Here is a 20,632-nt window from a genome sequence, read left to right as displayed (position 1 = left end):
GAATTTAATCAATATAGTTTGAAAGATTTATTCATATTTATCCATTAGACAAGATTTCATTGCATAATTAATTCATTCGCAGGAAAAAACAACTGATTTATTTCAGAAATTGATCGTTATCAGCAGCTTTATTGATTTTATCAGCGACTAGCTGTTTTTTATCGTCAACTTCCTTATTTTTTCAGCAACTTTTACTGTTTATCATCAACTATTTTCCTTATCAGCAACTTCCTAGCTTTTATCATCAACTAGTCACTTTTTATCGGCTACTTCCACAGTTTTATCAGAACTTTTCCCTATAAAAACCTTGCCACCTAGCGCTTTTTCATAACAACGGTATGTTTCATGCCCAACAGGCTTAAAGTCAAATTGTACGTCTCCCCTATACTCATAGCCGTACTTTTCGTATAAACCTAATGCCGTTTTATTCCCTGCGAAAGCATCTAACCGAATATGGTCATATTCATTCTTCTTAGCATAGTCTTCACAAAATAGAAGGAGTTGTTTGCCAATCCCTTTTCCCTGGTCTTTCGGATGGATACAAAGCGTATGGATAACAAGGGGGCTACCTTCTGTCCAATGGATGCTTTCCCACTCTTGAGACTGCCACTCATTGAGTACAACAATTCCTTTTATATCCTGATCATCCTCTAAAACATAAAGATCTCCTTCATGAATGCAATGCTCTAAATACTCTTTATTCGGATAATTATCATCCCATTGAAAAATATGTTGCTCTAATAGGTTCTCTTTAACCAACTTAACTAGTTCATCAATTCCTTGTAGATCGATACGTGTACCTTTTCTAATGAAAAAACTCATGATTGTTTTCCACCATTCTTTATCAATATATTCCTATAAATGGTAGTCTATTTCAAAATTTCCGTAAATAAGATTTTCTTACCTCACAATTCATACTACATGATCATTTATAACGTTACGCACGAAAAGAATCCTGAAGCATAAACACAAGGAATAGACTGAATAGATGATCGTAAATAACAATATTCCCATAATAAAATCAGGTTCCTTTTTAAAGTCATATAACGTGGGAACTCCGATGTAATAAGGCAGTATGACGTAAATGTAGGTCATGATTCCTAAAAACAGAGAAAGGATCAATAATAGAAAAATAGATTTTTTACCCCCTGGCCTACTAAAGGCAATTCTTTTAGACCCTTTTATTAATTGATATACTAATAAAGTTACTGTCCAGACTAGCACTATGCCAATCATGATTACGATTGTCAGAATAATTTTGGCATCATAATCTATTTTTGGAAAATCAGAGACTGCTAGAGTTGTTGGTGTTTGTTCATTGAGTATTTTAAATAGATTAAAGCCAGTATGCAGAGTTATATTTTGTTTGGAATTAGATAGTAGGACAAACCCAAAGGATTGATCTGCAGCAAGAACCATTGTAGATGTAAAGCTAGGTAGACCGCCTTCCATATACACATTATGCGGGTAAATATACCAGTTATAGCCAATTCCCCAATCATTCGGTTGAAACATTTCAGCTATACTATTAGCACTAGCCAGAGATTTTGTATCCTGTTTTCCATCATTTAATAGCATGATCATAAAATTAGCTAAGTCTCGAACATTGGAGGACAAACCAGCTGAATTAGATGTTGCATATACGAGCTCTTCCTTATAGGGGCGCAAATCTCCCCAGTGATAACGGTGTCCAGTGGCTGTATTATTTAATTGACGATCTTGATACGTAAAATATCCCGTTCGATTCATTTCAAGCGGTTTGAAAATCTGTTCATTCATATAATTTTCAAATGATTCACCTGTCACTTCCTCGATAACAAGCTGTAATAAGTCCGTATTCATATTCGTGTACTCATAGACTTCTCCAGGTTTGCCCACCAATATAACACCATTAAGTTTCTGTTTGACTGCACGTATAATTTCTTGTCTGTCTATCGTGTCTACATCGTGCACATTTAGTCTTCCTGGTAGACCACTAGAATGGTTGAGTAAATGTTTAATGGTTATTTGATTAGACAAGAAAGAATCTTTAATCGAAAACCATGGGAGATATTCCACTACTGGTTTTTCGATGTTTATATCACCTTTTTCTTGAAGCTGCATGATGGCTAATGATGTAAACACTTTGGATAAAGACCCTAGCTGAAAATTTGTATACTCATCTATTTTACTAGAGTCATCTCTTACATCTAGTATGCCAAAACCATTAGCAAATATCGTTCCATTCTTATCCACTAGGGCAAATGCCATTCCTGGGATGTCGTGTATATTCATGTTCTTCTGTATTTCTTCTTCGATAAGACTAATCTTTTCTTGCATAGTATCTGTTGCTGCATAGGTTTCAAGAAGCTGCGATTCAGGTAAAAAGCTCCCTATCCACACTAGAAGAAGGAATAGATATATTTTCTGTTTCAAAGGTACTTCCCCCCCTTTTTATCATTTCGAGTGCACACCATATTACGGTGATTTTCATGCTTCTCTACTAACCTTACAAACTAGTCTCATTAGAGCATAGTGTAAAGGGGAATCATTGCAAACACAATATCCATCGTTTTACGCATTGGCATAGGACAGATGATTGGTTTATTATTATGAACGCCATCAAGCGTAATTTTAACGAGCTTCTCTGGTGTCATCATTTTTTGCTTTTTCAATTGTTTTTGTATGACGTTTTTATCGATATTAATGGCTTTTGCTTTACCAAAGATAGGGGTATCAACGAATGCTGGGCAAAGCGTACTTACTTTAATACCGAATTCTTCTGCTTCATAATGTAGTAATCCAACAACAGCATGCTTTGTAGTTGAGTAAGCTGCTGACACAGGTGATGGACCGTGACCTGCAGCAGATGACGTGTTAACAATATGGCCAAATCCTTGTTCCTTCATGATGTTTGATTATATCCTTTTTGTGAAAATAGAAGGGAAGCATGTTCTATTATTTCGTTTTTTGCATTCTCTCTGTCATAACGTCTCTTCATCAAAATGTTACTCCTTACTTAAACTGAACGGACGTTCTAATTTGAGTATACTAAATTCTACCAATTAGTCTATACGTCGTTCGTATAGTTATAAATACTGTAACAATTAATGGCTATTACGGTAGTGAACTTGTCTAGAACCAAGTCCTTATAGGTTTGTTTTGTTACGCGGTGTCCCATGTATACACAATATTATGTAATAAGTTTTATACTTTTCTTTGAGGAACAAAAGGCTCAGGGCGCTCTTTCCCTTTTACTCTTCAAGGAACATTTGACCAAGGAAAAAGTGATTTTTCTTTTTCCCTCGAGTAGGATGAAATGGCAAAGATCGTCACCATTTCATCTTGGCTGGGCGCTGGAGCCGGATTACTACGCACATCACTAAGTTATCCACAAATGCTGAGCTTTTAACATTTCCTAAGCAACTAAATAGACCAAATCAAACCGATTTGGCCTACACACTTAGATTACTTTTTTATCAACTGGAAACTGCAAATGGATCGATAACCCAATTTTCTTGCAAATGGTTAAATAATGCAGCAACGTCATGAGCACCGCACCGAAGTTCATCCCAACAATGACTCCCTGCATTTGCAAATGTGGCATAGACCCTAATATGTACATGGCCACAAACGATAACATGGTTGCCCACATTGCATGATATAAAGCATCCTTGACAAGACCTAAGCCAATTAAGTATGCCTGCAAAGGAATCACAAAAAAATGTAATAAGAAATACGGCCAGAGTAGCTTTAGATACAGTGTTGCCGACGAAGATTCGAAGAAAATATGGGTTAAAGGCTCTGCAAAAAAGTAAAAGAGAATAACTGCTGGTATTCCGTATGCACACGTAATCAACATCACTTGTTGGAGCAGCCTTTGGAGCTTTGAGCTATCTTTATGTTCATAAGCTTCAGAGACTGCCGGGATCAAGGCAATTAGTAAGGAGTGAGCAATGAAGGCTGGGAAGAAACCGATACTCATTGCAACACCAGCCATCAATCCGAATTGCTCTGTCGCTACTCCCTCTGATAGACCTGCTTTCAAAAGAGCTGCCTTAATCAAGAACGGCTGAATCGCATGTGTGACAGAATGAAAGATTCTCATGCCAGTTGTCGGAATCGAAACTGCTAGTAGATTTCCCCTTGCCTCTTTCTTTGTCATCACCGTGTACTTCTCTTGTTTAATGGTTTGCCATTTAATGAAAAAGGCATGGATCAAATACACAAATACAATGAGCTCACTTCCAATTAAAGTACAAAGGGCAATTAAAATGGACGTATCAAAGTCAAACGAAAAGAGCTGATATAAAAATACTAAAAGAATGAGCTGCACTACTTTTCGGAGAAAATTGGAGATAGCGATTTTACTCATATCCTGTTTTCCCATAAAGTATCCCCTTGCAAGAGAGGATATTGAAATAATCGGGATAATGATGACAAACAGCCATTTTACAAGCGGATGGTAGTTATCAAAAAATGATACATGTGGCAGGATGATGAGGACCACACCCATAAAGACAAACATGAATTTAACAGCCAGATTCGTCGCATGCTTCATCAAGCTTCGATGAAATCTCTCTTCCTTCTCAGCAATAAACTTTGAAATCGAGATTGGCAATTCTAAGCTAGCAATGATAACAACTAAAAACAACGAAGGTAAAATGGTCATATATATACCTAGCCCATGCTCACCTAGCTGTCTCGCAAGCACGAGGTTAATGACAAACTCCAAACATTCCCCAATGAACGCTGCCACGGCAAGAAAGAGAAATCCTTTAAAAAATGTCTTCATGTCTTATCTCCCTGTCTCTAAAATAATTACTTTATTTATATATGAGACAAGTTGAGATAATATCTATAAAATTTTCACCCAAAGTTTTTACATGACTGCTTGAACAAATGAACTCCCCGATCCTCTAGAAAGGCTAGTGCATCGTTTATGTATTTTTCTTTGATTGAATAAGTTTCCTTCATCATTTTCATCCAATCTTCGCGTCTTTCAAAAACATATTCTTTCGATTCTTTATTACTTGCTACATACAGAATATTATTGGCAACCGAATAGGCTATACCTTCCTTAAAAACGGTTGCTGTCACTCTTCTCATAAACCGGTTATCATTAACATCCTTGTACGAATCAGCAATATCACTTGCTAAATCATCCATTTCAATGGGAGTAAGATCAATTGTCTTTTTAACAAAACTTGCTCCGTTTCGGTGCCTATCGATTATGTAGCTGTTCTCACTTTCCTTCGTGATGTACACGTCCTCTCCACATGCATGGTAAGAAGAGTTTTTCCCTAGCTTCACTGGTTCGAAAATGGGTACCGAGTAGCCAACATCCACATAATACTGCTTATTTTCAATCGTTACGCACATCGCGACATGACCGGCCGGAATCCTTACAAGATGAACCGAGTAACCTAGTGCTTCTACTAATTGCTTAAAGCTCGGATTTAGAATAAAGCAATTTCCACCAAAGCCTTTTTCATATAAGTTTTGAACAAATACCTCGATTGGTGGAGTTAACCATCCATTTTCCTCTTGATGGAGAAAGTAATGAATTTTACTGCATAAATCGAATGACACTTTTTGCATGTGAGCTTGAATAAGCTCGACTAAATATCCATAGGTAGGAGCTTTTTCCTCCACCTCCAAAAAGGATAGATACTTTCTCTTCCAATCCATGACTTAGTCACCCACTTTTGAACCTAATAGTTTCTTTGTAACGATTGATTTCATTTGATTCGATGGAAGGATATGTTTTAACCTGATCGAAGTTTTAACCCCTTTTCCAACTGGATATCTTAAAGCTGGCTTTGTTTTTTGAGAAGCAATGCTAGCAACTAATCTAGCAACCTCACGGGGATCTCCGTATTTTGGCTTAGCCTTATGTAAATTCTTTAGGATTGCTTTTAAGTAAAAATAGTAAGGTGAGTCTTCCCTTGATGAATGGTCTGTTCGTAGTTTCGTACCGGTAGACCAGATGCTAGTCTCATAGGAGCCAGGCTCCACAAGCACAACATCAATGCCAAAAGGTGCAACTTCAAAGCTTAATGCCTCACTAAATCCCTCCAGTGCAAATTTCGATGACACATAAGGTGATAAACCGGGAAAACCGATTCGTCCACTAATACTGCTAATATTGATCATTCTCCCGCTCTGTTGCTCTCTCATATAAGGGAGAACGGCTTTCGTCACCGAGATGACTCCAAAGAAATTTGTATCAAACTGCTCCTGATAATCTTCGATCGTTAACTCTTCACAAAATCCTCCAACGGCAAATCCTGCATTGTTCACAAGCACATCAACAGAAGGAAGACTCTTTATATACTCCATCAAACCTTCAATCGATTCCTTCGAAGTTACATCTAATGGAAAGACTGTAATATGTTCTTTTACATGTTCTTTCTCCGCTTGTGTAAGTAGTTCTGTCGATTTATTAGGATCCCTCATTGTAGCAACGACCTGAAATCCACTTTGTGCTAATTCGAGTGCACTCATCAATCCAAATCCACTTGAACACCCTGTAATAATCGCTACTTTTTTGCTCATACTATCACCGTCCTTCATATTTGCTTCCTTATACTATTCTTTTTTTATTGTAAATAGTCCTTCTATCATCCTTCCAATAGAAGATAATGGTAAAATGGAGATAATTTATAATAATGAGTAAGGGGATGGAAAACCAATGGTTACAAAGCATCGATCTGTTTGCCCGCTTGACTGTCCAGATACATGCGGTTTGACCGTAGCGATAGATGACAACACCATCACCTCTGTGACTGGTGACAAAGCCCACCCTATCACAAATGGTGTTATTTGTCATAAGGCTCGAAAGTTTCCAGAAAGGGTTCATCACCCCGCTCGGCTTAAATACCCGCTTAAACGAATAGGAGCCAAAGGGGATCATTCATTTGAAAGAATCTCTTGGGACGAAGCCTATAACCTCATAGTAGAAAAGTTTACCTCTATCATCGATTTACATGGAGCAGAGAGTATTCTCCCATACAGCTTTTATGGAAATATGGGGTTGTTAAATAGTGATGGGATGGACAGACGCTATTTCCACCGGTTAGGAGCTAGTCATCTTGATCGAACGATCTGCAATTCTGCCGCAAGTGCTGGCTATAAATACACGATGGGGTTTCCGGTTGGGATTGACCCGGAGGAAACGGTACACGCAAAACTAATTATTGTATGGGGATGTAACCTTTTTAGCACCAATATGCACCAAGTCCTTTATTTTAATCAAGCACGTAAAAACGGAGCAAAAATTGTCGTCATTGATGTGCATCAAAATCGGACAGCAAAATGGGCAGACTGGTTTATTCAACTAAAACCAGGAACTGATACGGCGTTAGCACTTGGCATGATGAATGTGCTAATTTCTCATAACCTCGTAAATTATGACTTTGTCAATCAATTTACAACCGGCTTTGATGAATTGCAAAAAGAATCGGAACGATATACACCTGAATATGTATCGGCCATTACTGGCGTCTCAGAAGAAGACATTATGAAACTCGCAAAACTATACGGGAACACTACCCCTTCCTTTATTCGTATCGGAAATGGACTTCAGCACCATGAAAATGGTGGGATGATGATTCGAACCATTACTTGCCTCCCTGCCCTAACTGGTCAGTGGGGAATAAGGGGCGGGGGCGCCTTGAAAGGGAACGGTTCTTTTTATCAATATAATATGGAAAAACTACAACGTCCTGACCTACGTCCTAGTCCAAATGTTCGCACGGTGAACATGAATCAGATAGGTGACGCATTGATTCATGAGGATCCACCCATTTTCGGGCTCTTTGTATACAACAGCAATCCTGCTCAGGTTGCACCTGATCAAACAAAGGTACGAAAAGGCTTAGTAAGAGACGATTTATTTACAGTTGTACATGATCTGTTTTTAACAGATACGTGTAAATACGCGGACCTCGTCCTCCCAGCTACGAGCCATTTCGAGAACTTGGATCTCTATAAATCCTATTGGCATTTGTATTTGCAGCTTAATGAGCCAATTATGCAGCCTTATTTTGAAAGTAAATCAAACTTCACCTTATTTAAAGAGCTTGCTCACCGCATGGGATTTACAGGACCAGAGTTTCAAATCACAGAGGAAGAAATGCTGCGTGAAGCACTCGATCATAAAAACAGTCCATTTTTATCGGGAATTACGTATGAGAGACTTCAAAAGGAAAAAATCATCAAGCTTTCCATACCTGAAGCTAGCACGTTCCCTCATACCATTCCGACACCTTCTGGAAAAATAGAATTGTATTCTGAGCGAATGAAATTACATGGACTTCCTCCGGTTCCAACCTATATACCCATACAAGAAAGTGATAAATTCAAGCTTCAATTTATTTCTGGTCCGAATCACCAATTTATAAATTCAACGTTTTCAAATCTGGATGAGTTAAAAAAAATGGAGGGTAAACCGCTCCTTTATCTCCACCCAAATGAGGCAAGTCAAAGGGAATTACTCGATGGAGAGACTGTTACTGTTTATAACGACCTTGGTTCTATTGCAATGACATTAAAGATTACAGAGGAAATATTACCAGGAATGGCTCTTACACAAGGGTTATGGTGGGATGACCCTGAACATAGCATCAGCTCTGTTAACTTTTTAACCTCACAGCGATTGTCTGATATGGGTGGAGGGGCAACCTTTTTTTCTGCATGGGTTGAAGTTCGTAAGATGTTCTGATCCAAACTATCACTACGCTCATAAGAAGAAAGTGAGACAAGTGATCCTTCAAAAAGAGCAATCTATTTCAAAGAAATCATTTGTATTATTGGATAATACTGGTAAAAACACATTGAAGAAGGAAGCTTAATTCGGATCATATTATTCTATCTCCTTCTTCAATAGTTAGATACTTGCACTTCAAAGCTAACACTCCTCTAAGAGTGATTTATGGGATTCCTTGATGTTCGAATGTTCACAATCATGATACTGTACTAGTAGGATCAGATATACTACTCGAAACTAGTGAAGAAGGGGTTTTCGAAATGAGGAAAACATTAACGTGGCAGCTTGGGAGTAGTATATATTTTCATGTATGTTATGTGTCCCTTGCTGTCAAGAAATCTCGACAGCCATTTTCACTTTACCACACACTGCACAATGGTAATAAGTAAGGATATGTCGGATGTCCCCTACCTTATCTCGATATACGGTCCGTTCAGATGTCTTTTATTGGGTATTTTGATGCCCATTTGCGAATGAAATGTCTTTGAACAGGGTTCTATTGGACAGTTTGATTCGTGTAATAGTAAACAATTCTCTTAATTTACATAGAAACTTTTTCATGCTAAATAAGACGCTTTTCAATATCAATGATCAAAACTTACAAAAAAAAGATCTACCGATTCGGCAGATCAAGGAGAAATTATTATAAGGGGGAATACCTTATAACCCCATCATAGCCAAGCTATTTTCTTTTTATACAGCTCTTGGCATTTTTTATATTTGAACATGTTTGGTTAATTGTTCATGGGAAATGGAGCCTGCGTAATTTTTCGAAAACGTAATTATCATTTTGGTTCCTTTGTTCAGTTCACTCTCAACGTGAATAGAACCATTTAATGCTTCGATGATTCGAAACACAACCATCATCCCAAGACCTGTACCTTTTACACCCTTAGTTGTAAAATACGGTTCCCCTAGTCTCCTTACTTGTTCCTCACTCATCCCCGTACCCGTATCAGCAATTTCTATTTGAAAATGGTACAGATTCAACCTATTCATCGTAATATCAAGCGTTCCACCATTTGCCATTGCTTCAATACTATTTTTCAAAATATTGATAATGCACTGTTGAACCTGAGCCGAATCACCAACAACATATTCCGTGAAGAGTTTCATGTTAATACTAACACCATGTAAATTAGCTAAAGGCATGACGACATTAACAGAATGCTCTATTTCTGTAGCCAAATTTAGACATGCTGATTGTTCAGGTGCTGGCTTTGCAAATGTTAAATAATCTCGAATAATCTTGTCCGCCCTATCAATCTCATCCATAGACACCTTTAAATAGTCTCGTTGTTTTGCCCATGGAACTTCCTCTTGGTACAGCAATTGAATAAATCCCCTGACAACGGTTAAAGGATTACGAACTTCATGAGAAATACTTGATGCTAAATGGCTGACGACCTTCATTTTCTCAGACCTTAGTAACTCTTCTCGTAGATAAATATTTTGTGTAAGTGTTTCAAATAAGTAGGACATGACAGTCATACCGATCGTTTGAACTAGTACATATTTCACAGTAATCGAAATATCTGTGTCATAATCATATAAAAATTTCAATAGTAGAATAGAGCCTGTGGAAGACATGAATGTTAGCGCGGTCGCAGTCAAAACCTTTTGAGATGTATTTAGGTTTAAAAACCTTCTCCAAAAGAAGAAAACAATGACTAACTGAAGGACTGAAATTATCATCGCAATGACAATCCCGTCCCCACCAAAAAATGACCTGACCAAAAGTAAGGTAGTGATAAGTATGGCACTTGAAATCGGCCCACCGTATAAGCTTCCAAGCCAAATCGGAATTTGTCTTAAATCATACATAATCCCATCATCAAATTCCACAGGATTAAAAACGACAGTGATAATGGATAACGCGCATACCACTGTAAAAAGTTGTTTATTCGCAATTCCTCTAAAGCGTTTTTCAAACAAAAAATGAAAAATCAGCGGTAAAGAGATCACAAAAAATAAATTGAGTAACAAATCTTTTATATCTGATGGCATTTCAAAACACCACCTTTAATAGGATAGTAAATATAGTAAAATTTTACTATATTTTCTAGTTAAAAAGAAGTCTTGAGCACTAGAAAGTATTAGACCATATTCGACACCTTCTGCATTTTTTATGTAGATCTTTACACCTAATCAGTGAATGTTCAAATTGAATATTTTCCGGTAATTTATTTATGTATCTCCTTTTCTATAGAGAAACTAATTTAGTTGATAAATCCGGTATATAATGTAGATATAACTTAGATGGAAGAGATTATTTGAAAAGGTATGTAGCCTTTTCGATTTTGATTATAATTTACTTCTGTTCAAGTTATTTTATATCTGACCATGCTTATACCAAAGCTATACAAGAAATTAGTTTAGTAGGTAGTTCAATTGCTTCGGATATTCTCGATCCAGGTGATGAACATGGTAACAAAAAATTCATAGCTTAATTACAGCTTTTTTCCTCTCTTGTTTTAGTTTAACAATATATTTTATGAGGAGACTTATCCTTCTCACACCCATATATTTTCAATCGAATTATTTGGACCTCTTCCCCTTTGAAAAACTCAATATTTCAAAGAGGAGGAGAAAACAAAGATGTGGATTCGTTTCTCTATGACATTCTTTTTTTCATCCCAATAAAGGAGGGATTGTTTTGTTTGATTTCTTTAAAAAATGTACTAAAAAGCACTTGTTGTACTACTCACTTACGATCGTTTTCGTACTTTCTACGATTATTTTTGTAAACAACAATCATTCCTTCTATGAAAGGCCCATTGCAAAAGTCATCCATATCAATTTAGTTGATTCAATTGAAATCATTGACATCCATGATAATCAAGATCAACTATTCACCCAGCATCTCATTGGAATTCTAAAAAATGGAGAACAAGAGGGGCAGCTTATCAAGCTAACAAATGAGTATTCAGCCTCTGGTGCTAACGACCATAAATATAAACGAGGACATGAGCTATTTGTTTCGATTGATTCTAATTCTTTTAAGGAGTCAGAATTAACGGGTACAATAACAGACGTTAAGCGTGATAAACATGTTTTAATCATAGCCTGGATCTTTATTCTCACCCTTCTCATGGTTGGAAAAAAACAAGGACTGCTCTCAATCATCAGTTTGGTCATGAATGCTTTTATACTCTCTTATGCCTTAGATACTTACATCCATACACCAAACATCCCTTTACTTTTGATATGTAGTATAAGTGCCATATTATTCACAGTCCTATCATTGTTACTCGTTAACGGCTTTAACGAAAAAACATATGCAGCCGTAATTGCGACATTGCTCGGAACGTTTACTTCGCTCGGGATTACATATCTTTCGCTATCTTTATCGTCCGAAATGGGGCTCCGCTATGAAGGGATGCAGTTTCTCACTCGTGCTCCTCAAGTCGTGTTTATGGCTGGCGTATTGGTTGGGTCTTTAGGAGCTGTCATGGATGTTGCAATTACCATGTCTTCTTCGATATTTGGATTGTATGAAAGGGATCCTAACATATCTGTCGGGGCACTAAAAAAATCCGGGTTAGATATTGGACGAGATATAATGGGAACGATGACGAATATCTTATTTTTTGTCTATATTAGCGGCTCCATTCCTATGCTTATTTTATACTTGAAGAATGCCTCCCCACTGGGCTTTACCCTATCTATAAACCTCACACTAGAATTAGCTCGGGCCCTAGCCGGGGGCATCGGCATTGTATTAACGATTCCAATTGGTTTATTTACTGCCATCTATTTCATTAATCAAAAGAGGGAAAGATAATGAATGTATTAGTAGTACTAACAACGATATTGTTTATATTGATGGTCCTTGTTGGTGGGAAAAAAGGGGCACGTTCTTTTATTGCACTGTTCTTAAACTTTGGTGTTCTGTTTCTGACCATCCTTGAAATGACCGATCCGAAGGCAAATCCGATTATTCTAACATTGGTTGCATGTGTGATCATTAGCTGCATTAATCTTTTTTACATAAATAAAGTGAATAATAAAACCATAACAGCTTTCATTTCCAGTATCATTACGACAGCTATTCTATTACTTTTTATTGTGATTGTTACTGAAACTATGATGATACAAGGATTTGGAGAAGAGGAAATTGAGGAAATTAGCATTTATTCGCTTACCATTGGAATCGATTTTGTAAAAATTGCAACCTCGATGATCATTATGAGTACAATTGGTGCTATTATCGATATTGCCATTTCCATCACATCACCTATGCGTGAAGCCTTTTATCATCACCCCTCTATTAGCAGAAAAGAGTTATTTACTTTTGGATTATCAATTGGAAAAGATATATTAGGTACGAGTACGAATACTTTATTCTTCGCTTTCTTTGGGAGTTACTTAGCCTTGCTTATCTGGTTTAAGGATTTATCCTATTCCGTAGGAGAAATTGTTAATTCGAAAATATTTAGTGCTGAGTTGATCACGATACTTTGCGCTGGGATTGGTGTTGCTCTTGTTATTCCTATTGCTTCCTGGATTACTGCCACTTACTTAGTGAAAATAAAAGAAAAAATGTAGATTAGTTCCGTAAAAGATTGAAAGAAGAGGAGGTCACTTTATTTTACCTCCTCTTTTGCTATTCACCGCTGTCATTCTTTGGAGAGTTTTTCCAACTGGAATATTAACTCATTTGCCTCACGCTTGTTTATTTCGTATGTTTTATTATTTATCCCCAACTTCTTACACAATTCTTTAATTCTATTCACCTGATATTCCGAAGGCGTTTGCTCTTCAATTAATCTCTCATAATTTTGGTAGGCAACACCTGCAGCCGTTTCGGGACTAAGCATATGTAATGTTTCGTACAAAGCATGGTACGAATTTTCCAAGCCAATATCAAATCCTGAATCAGTACCCATAAAAAACCTATCAGCATGTGATTCAATGACAGGGATAAAATCCTCTAGGGAATAATTGCTAGACTGATTAAAACGAGTAAAACCAGCAAAAAAGTCAATATACAAATTCTCAAATTCATCCAGTAGACTCTTGAGTTGTTGCGGAGAAGTATACACATTCCCATGGGCAAATACGAATAAGGTGTCTGGATGATTTGTTAACGCTTTTTTTAAATGCAAAATGGGTGTCCCGCTTGGTGGATCAATATGTAATAGTATGGGCACTTTATATCTTGCTGCAAGCTCATATATTTTGGGAAACTCACCCCAATATGGGTGCTCCCCCTTCCAAATGACATTGGCGGCTTCAGAATAAGTAGATGCTGCATAGATCTCACCGATTGCTAAGTACCCTTGTTCTAACATTTCCTCCACCATTTCTGGTCCGTTTCCATTAGATGCAATCGGAAAGCCAGCAAAAGATGGGATGATAAGGTCTGGATATTTTTGATAGTATTTCCAAGAAAGCTTGTCCGTAACGATTGCAGATGGTTCAGATACATCCCCAAATAACACAGTTTTATCAATCCCATATTCCTTCCATACTTCTATAAGAGAATCACTTGACTCTTGCCCCCGTGTTTCAGTCATATCTAAATACTTAACATCATGATTATGCACATCAATGACAGGTATATCTTGATATACCTCATATAAAGGTTCATCAAGATTTGCTTGTTTCCGTAGTTTTTTGATTTTCTCTGCTATGTCACTATCTGGATGATAATCCACAGCATGGATAATCTGCACTCCCTTGTTTAGAAGTAATAGAGCCCATAATCCAATAATAATGACTATGAAAGCTATTACCTGAACCATTCTCTTCACGGTTCTACCTCCTCCTTAAACATTGAGGCTAGTCGTTTATCTGTAGGACCACATCTGCATAATATTCACCGTCAATTTCAACTTCATAACGCCACAATCCACCAATTGGAATTTCAAACGTTGCAGTAAATCGTTCTAAGCTTGGATAGCCTGTGGATAATTCCGTTATTATCTTAGGTGCAACAGCGATTATTCTATCACCAGTCTCCTTATGATAAGCATAAATCGCTAGTTCTTTTCCTGTAAAGGTTTCAAATGGCTCGCTGAAGCTAAAAATATAGCCAAACACTTTCCCAGCCCTAAGACCAGGGTCTGGCATAACACCAAGTATCCGTTTTCCATTTTTTATAAAAACATCCCGAACTTCCCAATTATCTTTATGCTGAAGCTCCCTTAAACTAGGAATCATTTGTTCCTCTATTGCATCATCTAAGTCTTCCAAACGTACTTCTAGACTCGTAATCTTCTGTTTATATTCAGTAAGTAGTGAATTTTGTTGAAATAAAAGGAACCCCATCATGATGTTTGTTAACAACACGAAGAGGAGTATGATATTGTAGGGCTTGTTCATCTAGTACCTCCATGTTTTCCTTATACATGTAATACGAGCCTTTTCGACTAATTCCTTCTATTATTTCTTCTACCTACCCAATAAAATAATCTTTATAGTAAATGGCAGTTGCAACGGCAGACACCACTGTATAAATAATCGCGGTGTAAAAACTAATAGATGGTGTAAAAGACTGCTTCTGTTCGTCTTGTTTGATGCCTGTCTGCGCTTGAATCATAACATCCATCTGTCTACTAGTGTATCCCCCAGTTGAGCTAAAGAATTTAATGCAAATAATTCCTAGTAAACCAACAACAAATGCAAAATCAATAAATTTAACAGAGAATAGTAACGTAATAATGTAATTTACAAACAGTAAAGCCGATAATGTTATAAGAATCCTTACTATGTTTTTCATATGGAAAATTCCCCTTCCTTATTCTTTGTTATATGTATTTACGATTCACCCACCAAAAAGTTCCAAATAAATAACTACCTATATTTAGGTTAACGAGTTCTCATTTGAGATGCAAAACACGATATAACAATTAAAATAGGCCCTTAAATCGCATATGATTTAGGGTCATGTTTTTTTGGTTGTATTTCCAAGTGAATGATCAACAACATAGAATTTCAATTAACAAAGTTAGAACAGTAATTCTCAGCCTGCGAATTCATTTGCTAAAGTAGGAGTGAAATATAATACTTATATGAACAACCATTAGTAATTGAAAAAAGTAAAAATCTAATCCTTCTTCAACTAACCTTTGCAGTAAGGTTTAATAAGGTCTAAAAATATTATGTTAAGATAGTAGTATGAAGGGGGTTGAAAAATTGAAAAGAACTCTTTTTATTTTTCTGTTGGCTATTTTAATTACAGGATGCAGCAAAGATAATACGATGGAAGATGTTTTTCATAAAGAAATGAAAGAACTTAAAGATGTTGATGACTATAGGTTAGTTAAGGAAGTAGAGGAAGATCATATCATTCTTTTTACTTCTTACACTAAAGGCGACGAACAAAACAACAACCATCTACAAATTGTGCATTTTAATAAAGTGAATAATGACTGGGTTTGGGATAAAACTACTAGTTGCAATGGTAAGTGGTCAGCCTTATTAGAAAGTAAACCATATATTTGGTGCGGAACATTAACGGAACCCAGACATGAAAAAGTTTATGTAGGTGATAATGAAGCGAAAATGATAGAGGTGGATGTCGGTGCTGAACGGGTCTGGTACCACCTAAGTGTAAACGAAAATGAGGATATAAAAGTTGTTTTAACAGATGGCTCGGAGGAATGGCTTAAGGAAGTAAAAAAGTAGATTTTATTGTATGTGAATAAACTTTACTTAATTTAAACCAGCTTTGGTTGAAGAAGTAAAGGAGCGAGGAAAATTATATCCTGCTCCTTTTTACGATGTTACATTACTTGTGTTTTTGTATGTGATGTAAGCTGTTATTTGTTGATCGTTCCTTCATTTAACACGCCAAAAGAGAAAACGTTATATTTAGGTAATGCCCCTTTGTTCTTATTGACCTAACTTCTTTATTTGGTCAAGTGTGTTTGTTATTTCCTGTAAGGACTCAAAGACTTGATTATTTTTTAGAACCGATGGATCCAGCTTTCCATCTTTTATATTATTTAAGTACAAATCAATACCTTCCACTGCTTGTTGGTTATGTTCCATTATTTGCTGATGAAGTTTCGATGCAATCTCTGGTGCTTGAAGTTCATTAAATGCTTTCATATCATCCTTCATCTCAACTAGTTTTGTTTCTAACTCCACTAATGCCTGTTCATCACTAACAGCTTGCTCAGCTAGAGCCGGAACTTCTTTCACAAAAATACTTACTTCCTGAATATAATCTGTTGCTTCATTCACATAGTTTACTGTGTTATTTACACCCTCTAGTAAAGAACATCCTCCCAGAAACAACATGAGTACCATAGAAATAGCTACTACCTGCTTTTTCACTTTCTCACCCTCCAATATCTTCATTTCAAGAATCTTTCTTATGCCCTTCTATATACGTATATCCATGTAAATAGTTTCCGAATTATTGTAATGGATTAAAATTACACTGTATTAGGTGAAACGTTTACTTAAAATGTTCGTATGAAGTATTAACCTCATTGTTTTTTAGGAGTGATTATAATGGATGGATTTTGGATTGGAATTATTTTTGTAGTCGTTGCCATTGTTAGCATCTTCTTTAAAAAGAATAACCAAAGTAAAATGAATAATCGGTTGTTCACATTTATTGGATTACTCGCATTTATCATTGGAATTATTGGATATGTATTCTTAAATTGGAGATTTTAGTTTATTTTCGGTATTCAGATTAGAAAACTAACTGACTCTTTTTCCGTAAATAAGAAATAGGGCGCTTTTCCCTTTTATTCATTTAGGAACATGACCTCGAGTAGGATGAACTGGCAAAGATCGCCGACATTTCATTTTGGCTGGGCCATGGAGCCGGACTACTAAAGAATAACGTAACTATGGCACAATAAAGTGAAACTTCAATCAGTGGGGGTTTTCCTCATCCCACACTGATTGATAGTTGAACCAATCGGGTTCTTACTGGCGCTTATCCCCCACTTAAACTTCTCGATTCATCTAAAGTTTTGAAGTGGGGGTCTTAGCGCCAGTTGGAGCGGGATAAAACATAAGAAAAATGACCATACATATTTTCAATAAATGTATGGTCATTATTTATTATATAGATAAAGAAACTCCTATGATTATCACATTGTTGTCTACAAATTTAATAATATAGAACCTCCACAATCGAACATTTACTGCAAATCCGACTATAGGAATCACCGTTAAAATCATGGTCACATTTCTGTTGAATGTTCTTCAATTCTTGCTCGAGCGTTTGAATCTTTTTCTTTAAACAAGTAATTTCATTGATTATGATTTGGGCGTTATTCATCATGCAAGGCCCCCTCTAGTTTTTATCACTGATAGACTGTCCCATTAGACTTTTGGAATTCCTCTGCCTTTTCTTTCATTCCTTCATCAATTGCTTCTATGGTATCCAACCCTTTTTCTTTTGCATACTCACGGATGTCCTGAGAAATTCTCATGCTACAAAATTTTGGACCACACATTGAGCAAAAATGTGCTGTTTTCGCGCCCTCTGCCGGCAATGTCTCGTCATGGTACTCAATGGCTCTTTCTGGATCTAATGAAAGATTAAATTGATCACGCCAACGGAACTCAAAACGTGCTTTGGATAAGGCATCATCACGTTTTTGTGCTCCTGGATGCCCCTTTGCAAGATCTGCTGCATGTGCAGCAATTTTATAGGTGATTACACCCTCACGGACATCATCTTTGTTTGGTAATCCTAGATGTTCTTTTGGTGTTACATAACATAGCATGGCTGTTCCATACCAAGCAATCATGGCAGCTCCAATAGCAGATGTTATATGATCATATCCAGGTGCGATATCAGTTGTTAATGGACCTAACGTATAGAACGGAGCTTCCTTACAAATCTCTAGTTGTTTATCCATATTTTCTTTAATTTTATGCATTGGAACATGCCCAGGTCCTTCAATCATCACTTGAACATCATGCTTCCACGCAATATCCGTTAGTTCTCCTAATGTTTCTAATTCGGCAAACTGAGCTTCATCGTTTGCATCCGCAATCGAACCAGGACGCAATCCATCACCAAGTGAAAAGGCAATATCATAGGCTTTCATAATTTCACAAATTTCCTCAAAATGTGTATAGAGGAAATTCTCTTGATGATGGTATAAGCACCATTGTGCCATAATCGATCCACCTCGTGAAACGATCCCTGTCATACGCTTGGCGGTCATCGGTATGTATCGTAATAATACACCCGCATGAATTGTAAAATAGTCTACTCCTTGTTCGGCCTGTTCAATCAACGTATCTCGATAGATTTCCCATGTTAAGTTTTCAGCAATTCCATTTACCTTTTCAAGAGCTTGATAAATTGGTACAGTCCCTACTGGTACTGGAGAATTACGAATTATCCATTCACGTGTTGTGTGAATATTTTTACCTGTTGAAAGATCCATGAGTGTGTCGGCACCCCAACGTGTTGCCCACGTCATTTTCTCCACTTCTTCCTCAATCGAAGAGGTTACAGCGGAATTCCCGATGTTTGCATTAATTTTTACATGAAAATTACGCCCGATGATCATTGGTTCTGCTTCTGGATGATTAATATTGGAAGGAATAATTGCACGACCCATCGCTACTTCCTCACGAACAAATTCTGCTGATACGTTTTCACGTATGGCTATGTATTCCATTTCAGGGGTAATGATACCCTTTCTCGCATAATGAAGCTGTGTCACATTTCCACCTTGTTTTGCTCGTATTGGGGTTCTTCTTAATCCAGGAAACTCTTGCATCATTGGATTCTTGTCTTCTTTCATCCCATTATCTTCTGGCCTTATTTCACGACCATCATATTCTTCTACGTCTTCACGTTCAAGTATCCAGTTTTTCTTTATTTGAGGAAGTCCTTCTTTTATATCTAGCTTATAGTTTTGGTCAGTATAAGGACCACTCGTGTCATAGACTCGAATTGGTTCATTCTCTACTTCTCCAAAAGACCCTGTGGTAGCAGATAAACTTATCTCTCTCATTGGTACTCGTACATCAGGTCTTGACCCTTCTACATACACCTTTTTACTACCTGGAAAACTTGACATTAATGCAATGTTCATTTCTTTCAAATTACTCTTCTGCATGACGATCTCTCCCTTGTTTTGATTTGGAACAAGACCTAGTACCACGCTTTCTTGAAGAACCTCAAAAAGTATAGAAAATGAGACTTCAAAATAGAGAACATGCTTTTTACATACAAAAAAATCCAGGCCACATATAAATATACGGACCTGGATTTTATAACAAAACAGCACTAATTTACTATTAGTTATCGTATGTATCCAAAACTTCCCCACGCTGGTATGATCCAGATCAGGTCCAGAGGGTTTAGAAACTTTTACGCGTTTCATTCTCAGTCCATGCTCATGGACACCCCTAGTTATTTACTTTTATTAAATTTTACTACTCTAAAATAGCATATATGACTAAATTATCCAATCTTTATTTTATAGACTGGTAAATGGATCATTTCTCACTTGCTCATAGTTGCTTAGAAAGCCAGACAATCAACAGAAAGTGTAATTGATGTATGTCATTCCCTGATATCATTAGGAAGGTTATACCTATTAATTATTTTACTGAAAAAGGGTTACTTTTTACGATTTTAAAGAATTATATTGAAGGATAGAGTCACAATAGAGGAAAATTTGCTTTCGTACCATTAAAAAAACATCTTCTTTTTTATCATTTTAAGGTCTACCAGCAACTTCCGTTATTTTATCAGCAACTCCTTGAAATTTATCAGCAACTTTCTGATTTTATCAGCAACTTTTCGTATTAATCAACAACTTTTTTGGTTATCAGCAACTTTCTTTTAAGCCCCCTTATTCATTTGGACACGAACTAGGTTATAAAAGTACACTAAAAGTGTCGATTCTGGTGAATAGGAGGTGGTTAGAGTGAAGAAGAAGA

At 36.7% G+C, this 20,632-nt stretch carries 18 protein-coding genes and 1 riboswitch; of the genes, 5 read left to right on the top strand and 13 right to left on the bottom strand.

The features are described 5' to 3' along the window. Positions 1-252: 252 nt before the first annotated feature. The 6 genes from ACFSCX_RS15660 to ACFSCX_RS15635 form a co-directional block, all read right to left on the bottom strand. Positions 253-822 (bottom strand): GNAT family N-acetyltransferase, encoded by a 570-nt coding sequence (locus ACFSCX_RS15660; RefSeq protein WP_377929192.1) that lies wholly within the window; start codon positions 820-822, stop codon positions 253-255. A 90-nt stretch (positions 823-912) separates the two neighbouring features. Continuing rightward, positions 913-2,415: a serine hydrolase domain-containing protein gene (locus ACFSCX_RS15655; protein ID WP_377929191.1), complete on the bottom strand. Its 1,503-nt coding sequence runs from the start codon at positions 2,413-2,415 to the stop codon at positions 913-915. 89 nt (positions 2,416-2,504) lie between these two features. Next, positions 2,505-2,888 carry an SDR family NAD(P)-dependent oxidoreductase gene (locus tag ACFSCX_RS15650; protein WP_377929190.1) on the bottom strand — a complete coding sequence of 128 codons (384 nt, stop codon included), beginning with the start codon at positions 2,886-2,888 and terminating at the stop codon, positions 2,505-2,507. A gap of 554 nt (positions 2,889-3,442) precedes the next feature. Continuing rightward, positions 3,443-4,774, bottom strand: coding sequence for a polysaccharide biosynthesis protein (locus tag ACFSCX_RS15645; RefSeq protein ID WP_377929189.1), 1,332 nt, complete (start codon positions 4,772-4,774; stop codon positions 3,443-3,445). 74 nt (positions 4,775-4,848) lie between these two features. Next, a complete protein-coding gene (locus tag ACFSCX_RS15640) occupies positions 4,849-5,670 on the bottom strand; it encodes an arylamine N-acetyltransferase (protein ID WP_377929188.1) in 822 nt (273 codons plus the stop codon). Between the two features lie 3 nt (positions 5,671-5,673). Next, positions 5,674-6,537, bottom strand: coding sequence for an SDR family oxidoreductase (locus ACFSCX_RS15635; protein ID WP_377929187.1), 864 nt, complete (start codon positions 6,535-6,537; stop codon positions 5,674-5,676). Positions 6,538-6,673: 136 nt separating this feature from the next. Here ACFSCX_RS15635 and ACFSCX_RS15630 point away from each other — a divergent pair, with 136 nt between their 5' ends. Beyond that, positions 6,674-8,704, top strand: a complete 2,031-nt coding sequence (locus tag ACFSCX_RS15630) for a molybdopterin-dependent oxidoreductase (protein ID WP_377929186.1) — start codon at positions 6,674-6,676, stop codon at positions 8,702-8,704. Positions 8,705-9,463: 759 nt separating this feature from the next. Here the strand turns inward: ACFSCX_RS15630 and ACFSCX_RS15625 are convergent. Further along, positions 9,464-10,756, bottom strand: a complete 1,293-nt coding sequence (locus tag ACFSCX_RS15625) for an ATP-binding protein (RefSeq protein ID WP_377929185.1) — start codon at positions 10,754-10,756, stop codon at positions 9,464-9,466. Positions 10,757-11,405: 649 nt separating this feature from the next. Between ACFSCX_RS15625 and ACFSCX_RS15620 the strand changes: the two genes are divergently transcribed. Beyond that, on the top strand, positions 11,406-12,533 hold the full coding sequence (locus ACFSCX_RS15620; protein WP_377929184.1) for a YibE/F family protein: 1,128 nt from the start codon (positions 11,406-11,408) through the stop codon (positions 12,531-12,533). After that, entirely contained in the window at positions 12,533-13,297 is a 765-nt protein-coding gene (locus ACFSCX_RS15615) for a YibE/F family protein (RefSeq protein ID WP_377929183.1), read from the top strand. The genes ACFSCX_RS15620 and ACFSCX_RS15615 overlap by 1 nt, the downstream gene beginning before the upstream one ends. A gap of 71 nt (positions 13,298-13,368) precedes the next feature. Here ACFSCX_RS15615 and ACFSCX_RS15610 read toward each other — a convergent pair whose 3' ends face one another. The 3 genes from ACFSCX_RS15610 to ACFSCX_RS15600 all read right to left on the bottom strand — a co-directional run bounded on the left by ACFSCX_RS15610 (position 13,369) and on the right by ACFSCX_RS15600 (position 15,473). After that, positions 13,369-14,496: an amidohydrolase family protein gene (locus ACFSCX_RS15610; protein ID WP_377929297.1), complete on the bottom strand. Its 1,128-nt coding sequence runs from the start codon at positions 14,494-14,496 to the stop codon at positions 13,369-13,371. A 37-nt stretch (positions 14,497-14,533) separates the two neighbouring features. Then, positions 14,534-15,076, bottom strand: coding sequence for a hypothetical protein (locus ACFSCX_RS15605; RefSeq protein ID WP_377929182.1), 543 nt, complete (start codon positions 15,074-15,076; stop codon positions 14,534-14,536). A 73-nt stretch (positions 15,077-15,149) separates the two neighbouring features. Continuing rightward, positions 15,150-15,473 (bottom strand): hypothetical protein, encoded by a 324-nt coding sequence (locus tag ACFSCX_RS15600; protein WP_377929181.1) that lies wholly within the window; start codon positions 15,471-15,473, stop codon positions 15,150-15,152. Positions 15,474-15,889: 416 nt separating this feature from the next. On the opposite strand from ACFSCX_RS15600, the gene ACFSCX_RS15595 reads away from it, so the two are divergent. Next, a complete protein-coding gene (locus tag ACFSCX_RS15595; RefSeq protein ID WP_377929180.1) occupies positions 15,890-16,381 on the top strand; it encodes a hypothetical protein in 492 nt (163 codons plus the stop codon). A 207-nt stretch (positions 16,382-16,588) separates the two neighbouring features. On the opposite strand, the gene ACFSCX_RS15590 is transcribed toward ACFSCX_RS15595, so the two are convergent. After that, positions 16,589-17,035: a DUF6376 family protein gene (locus ACFSCX_RS15590; RefSeq protein WP_377929179.1), complete on the bottom strand. Its 447-nt coding sequence runs from the start codon at positions 17,033-17,035 to the stop codon at positions 16,589-16,591. 180 nt (positions 17,036-17,215) lie between these two features. Between ACFSCX_RS15590 and ACFSCX_RS15585 the strand changes: the two genes are divergently transcribed. Next, the gene (locus ACFSCX_RS15585; protein ID WP_377929178.1) at positions 17,216-17,383 is read left to right on the top strand and encodes a hypothetical protein; all 168 of its coding nucleotides are present in this window, start codon (positions 17,216-17,218) and stop codon (positions 17,381-17,383) included. A 445-nt stretch (positions 17,384-17,828) separates the two neighbouring features. On the opposite strand, the gene ACFSCX_RS15580 is transcribed toward ACFSCX_RS15585, so the two are convergent. Next, positions 17,829-17,999, bottom strand: coding sequence for a serine protease (locus ACFSCX_RS15580; RefSeq protein ID WP_377929177.1), 171 nt, complete (start codon positions 17,997-17,999; stop codon positions 17,829-17,831). A 25-nt stretch (positions 18,000-18,024) separates the two neighbouring features. Beyond that, positions 18,025-19,803, bottom strand: coding sequence for a phosphomethylpyrimidine synthase ThiC (thiC, locus tag ACFSCX_RS15575; protein WP_377929176.1), 1,779 nt, complete (start codon positions 19,801-19,803; stop codon positions 18,025-18,027). Between the two features lie 189 nt (positions 19,804-19,992). Beyond that, positions 19,993-20,107: riboswitch (TPP riboswitch) on the bottom strand. Positions 20,108-20,632 lie beyond the last annotated feature (525 nt).

Origin of the sequence: Bacillus salitolerans (assembly GCF_042680805.1) — a bacterium.
Taxonomy (GTDB): domain Bacteria; phylum Bacillota; class Bacilli; order Bacillales; family SA4; genus Bacillus_CJ; species Bacillus_CJ salitolerans.
Note: the sequence above shows the minus strand (reverse complement) of the source record. Positions and strands in the feature narration are given on the sequence as shown.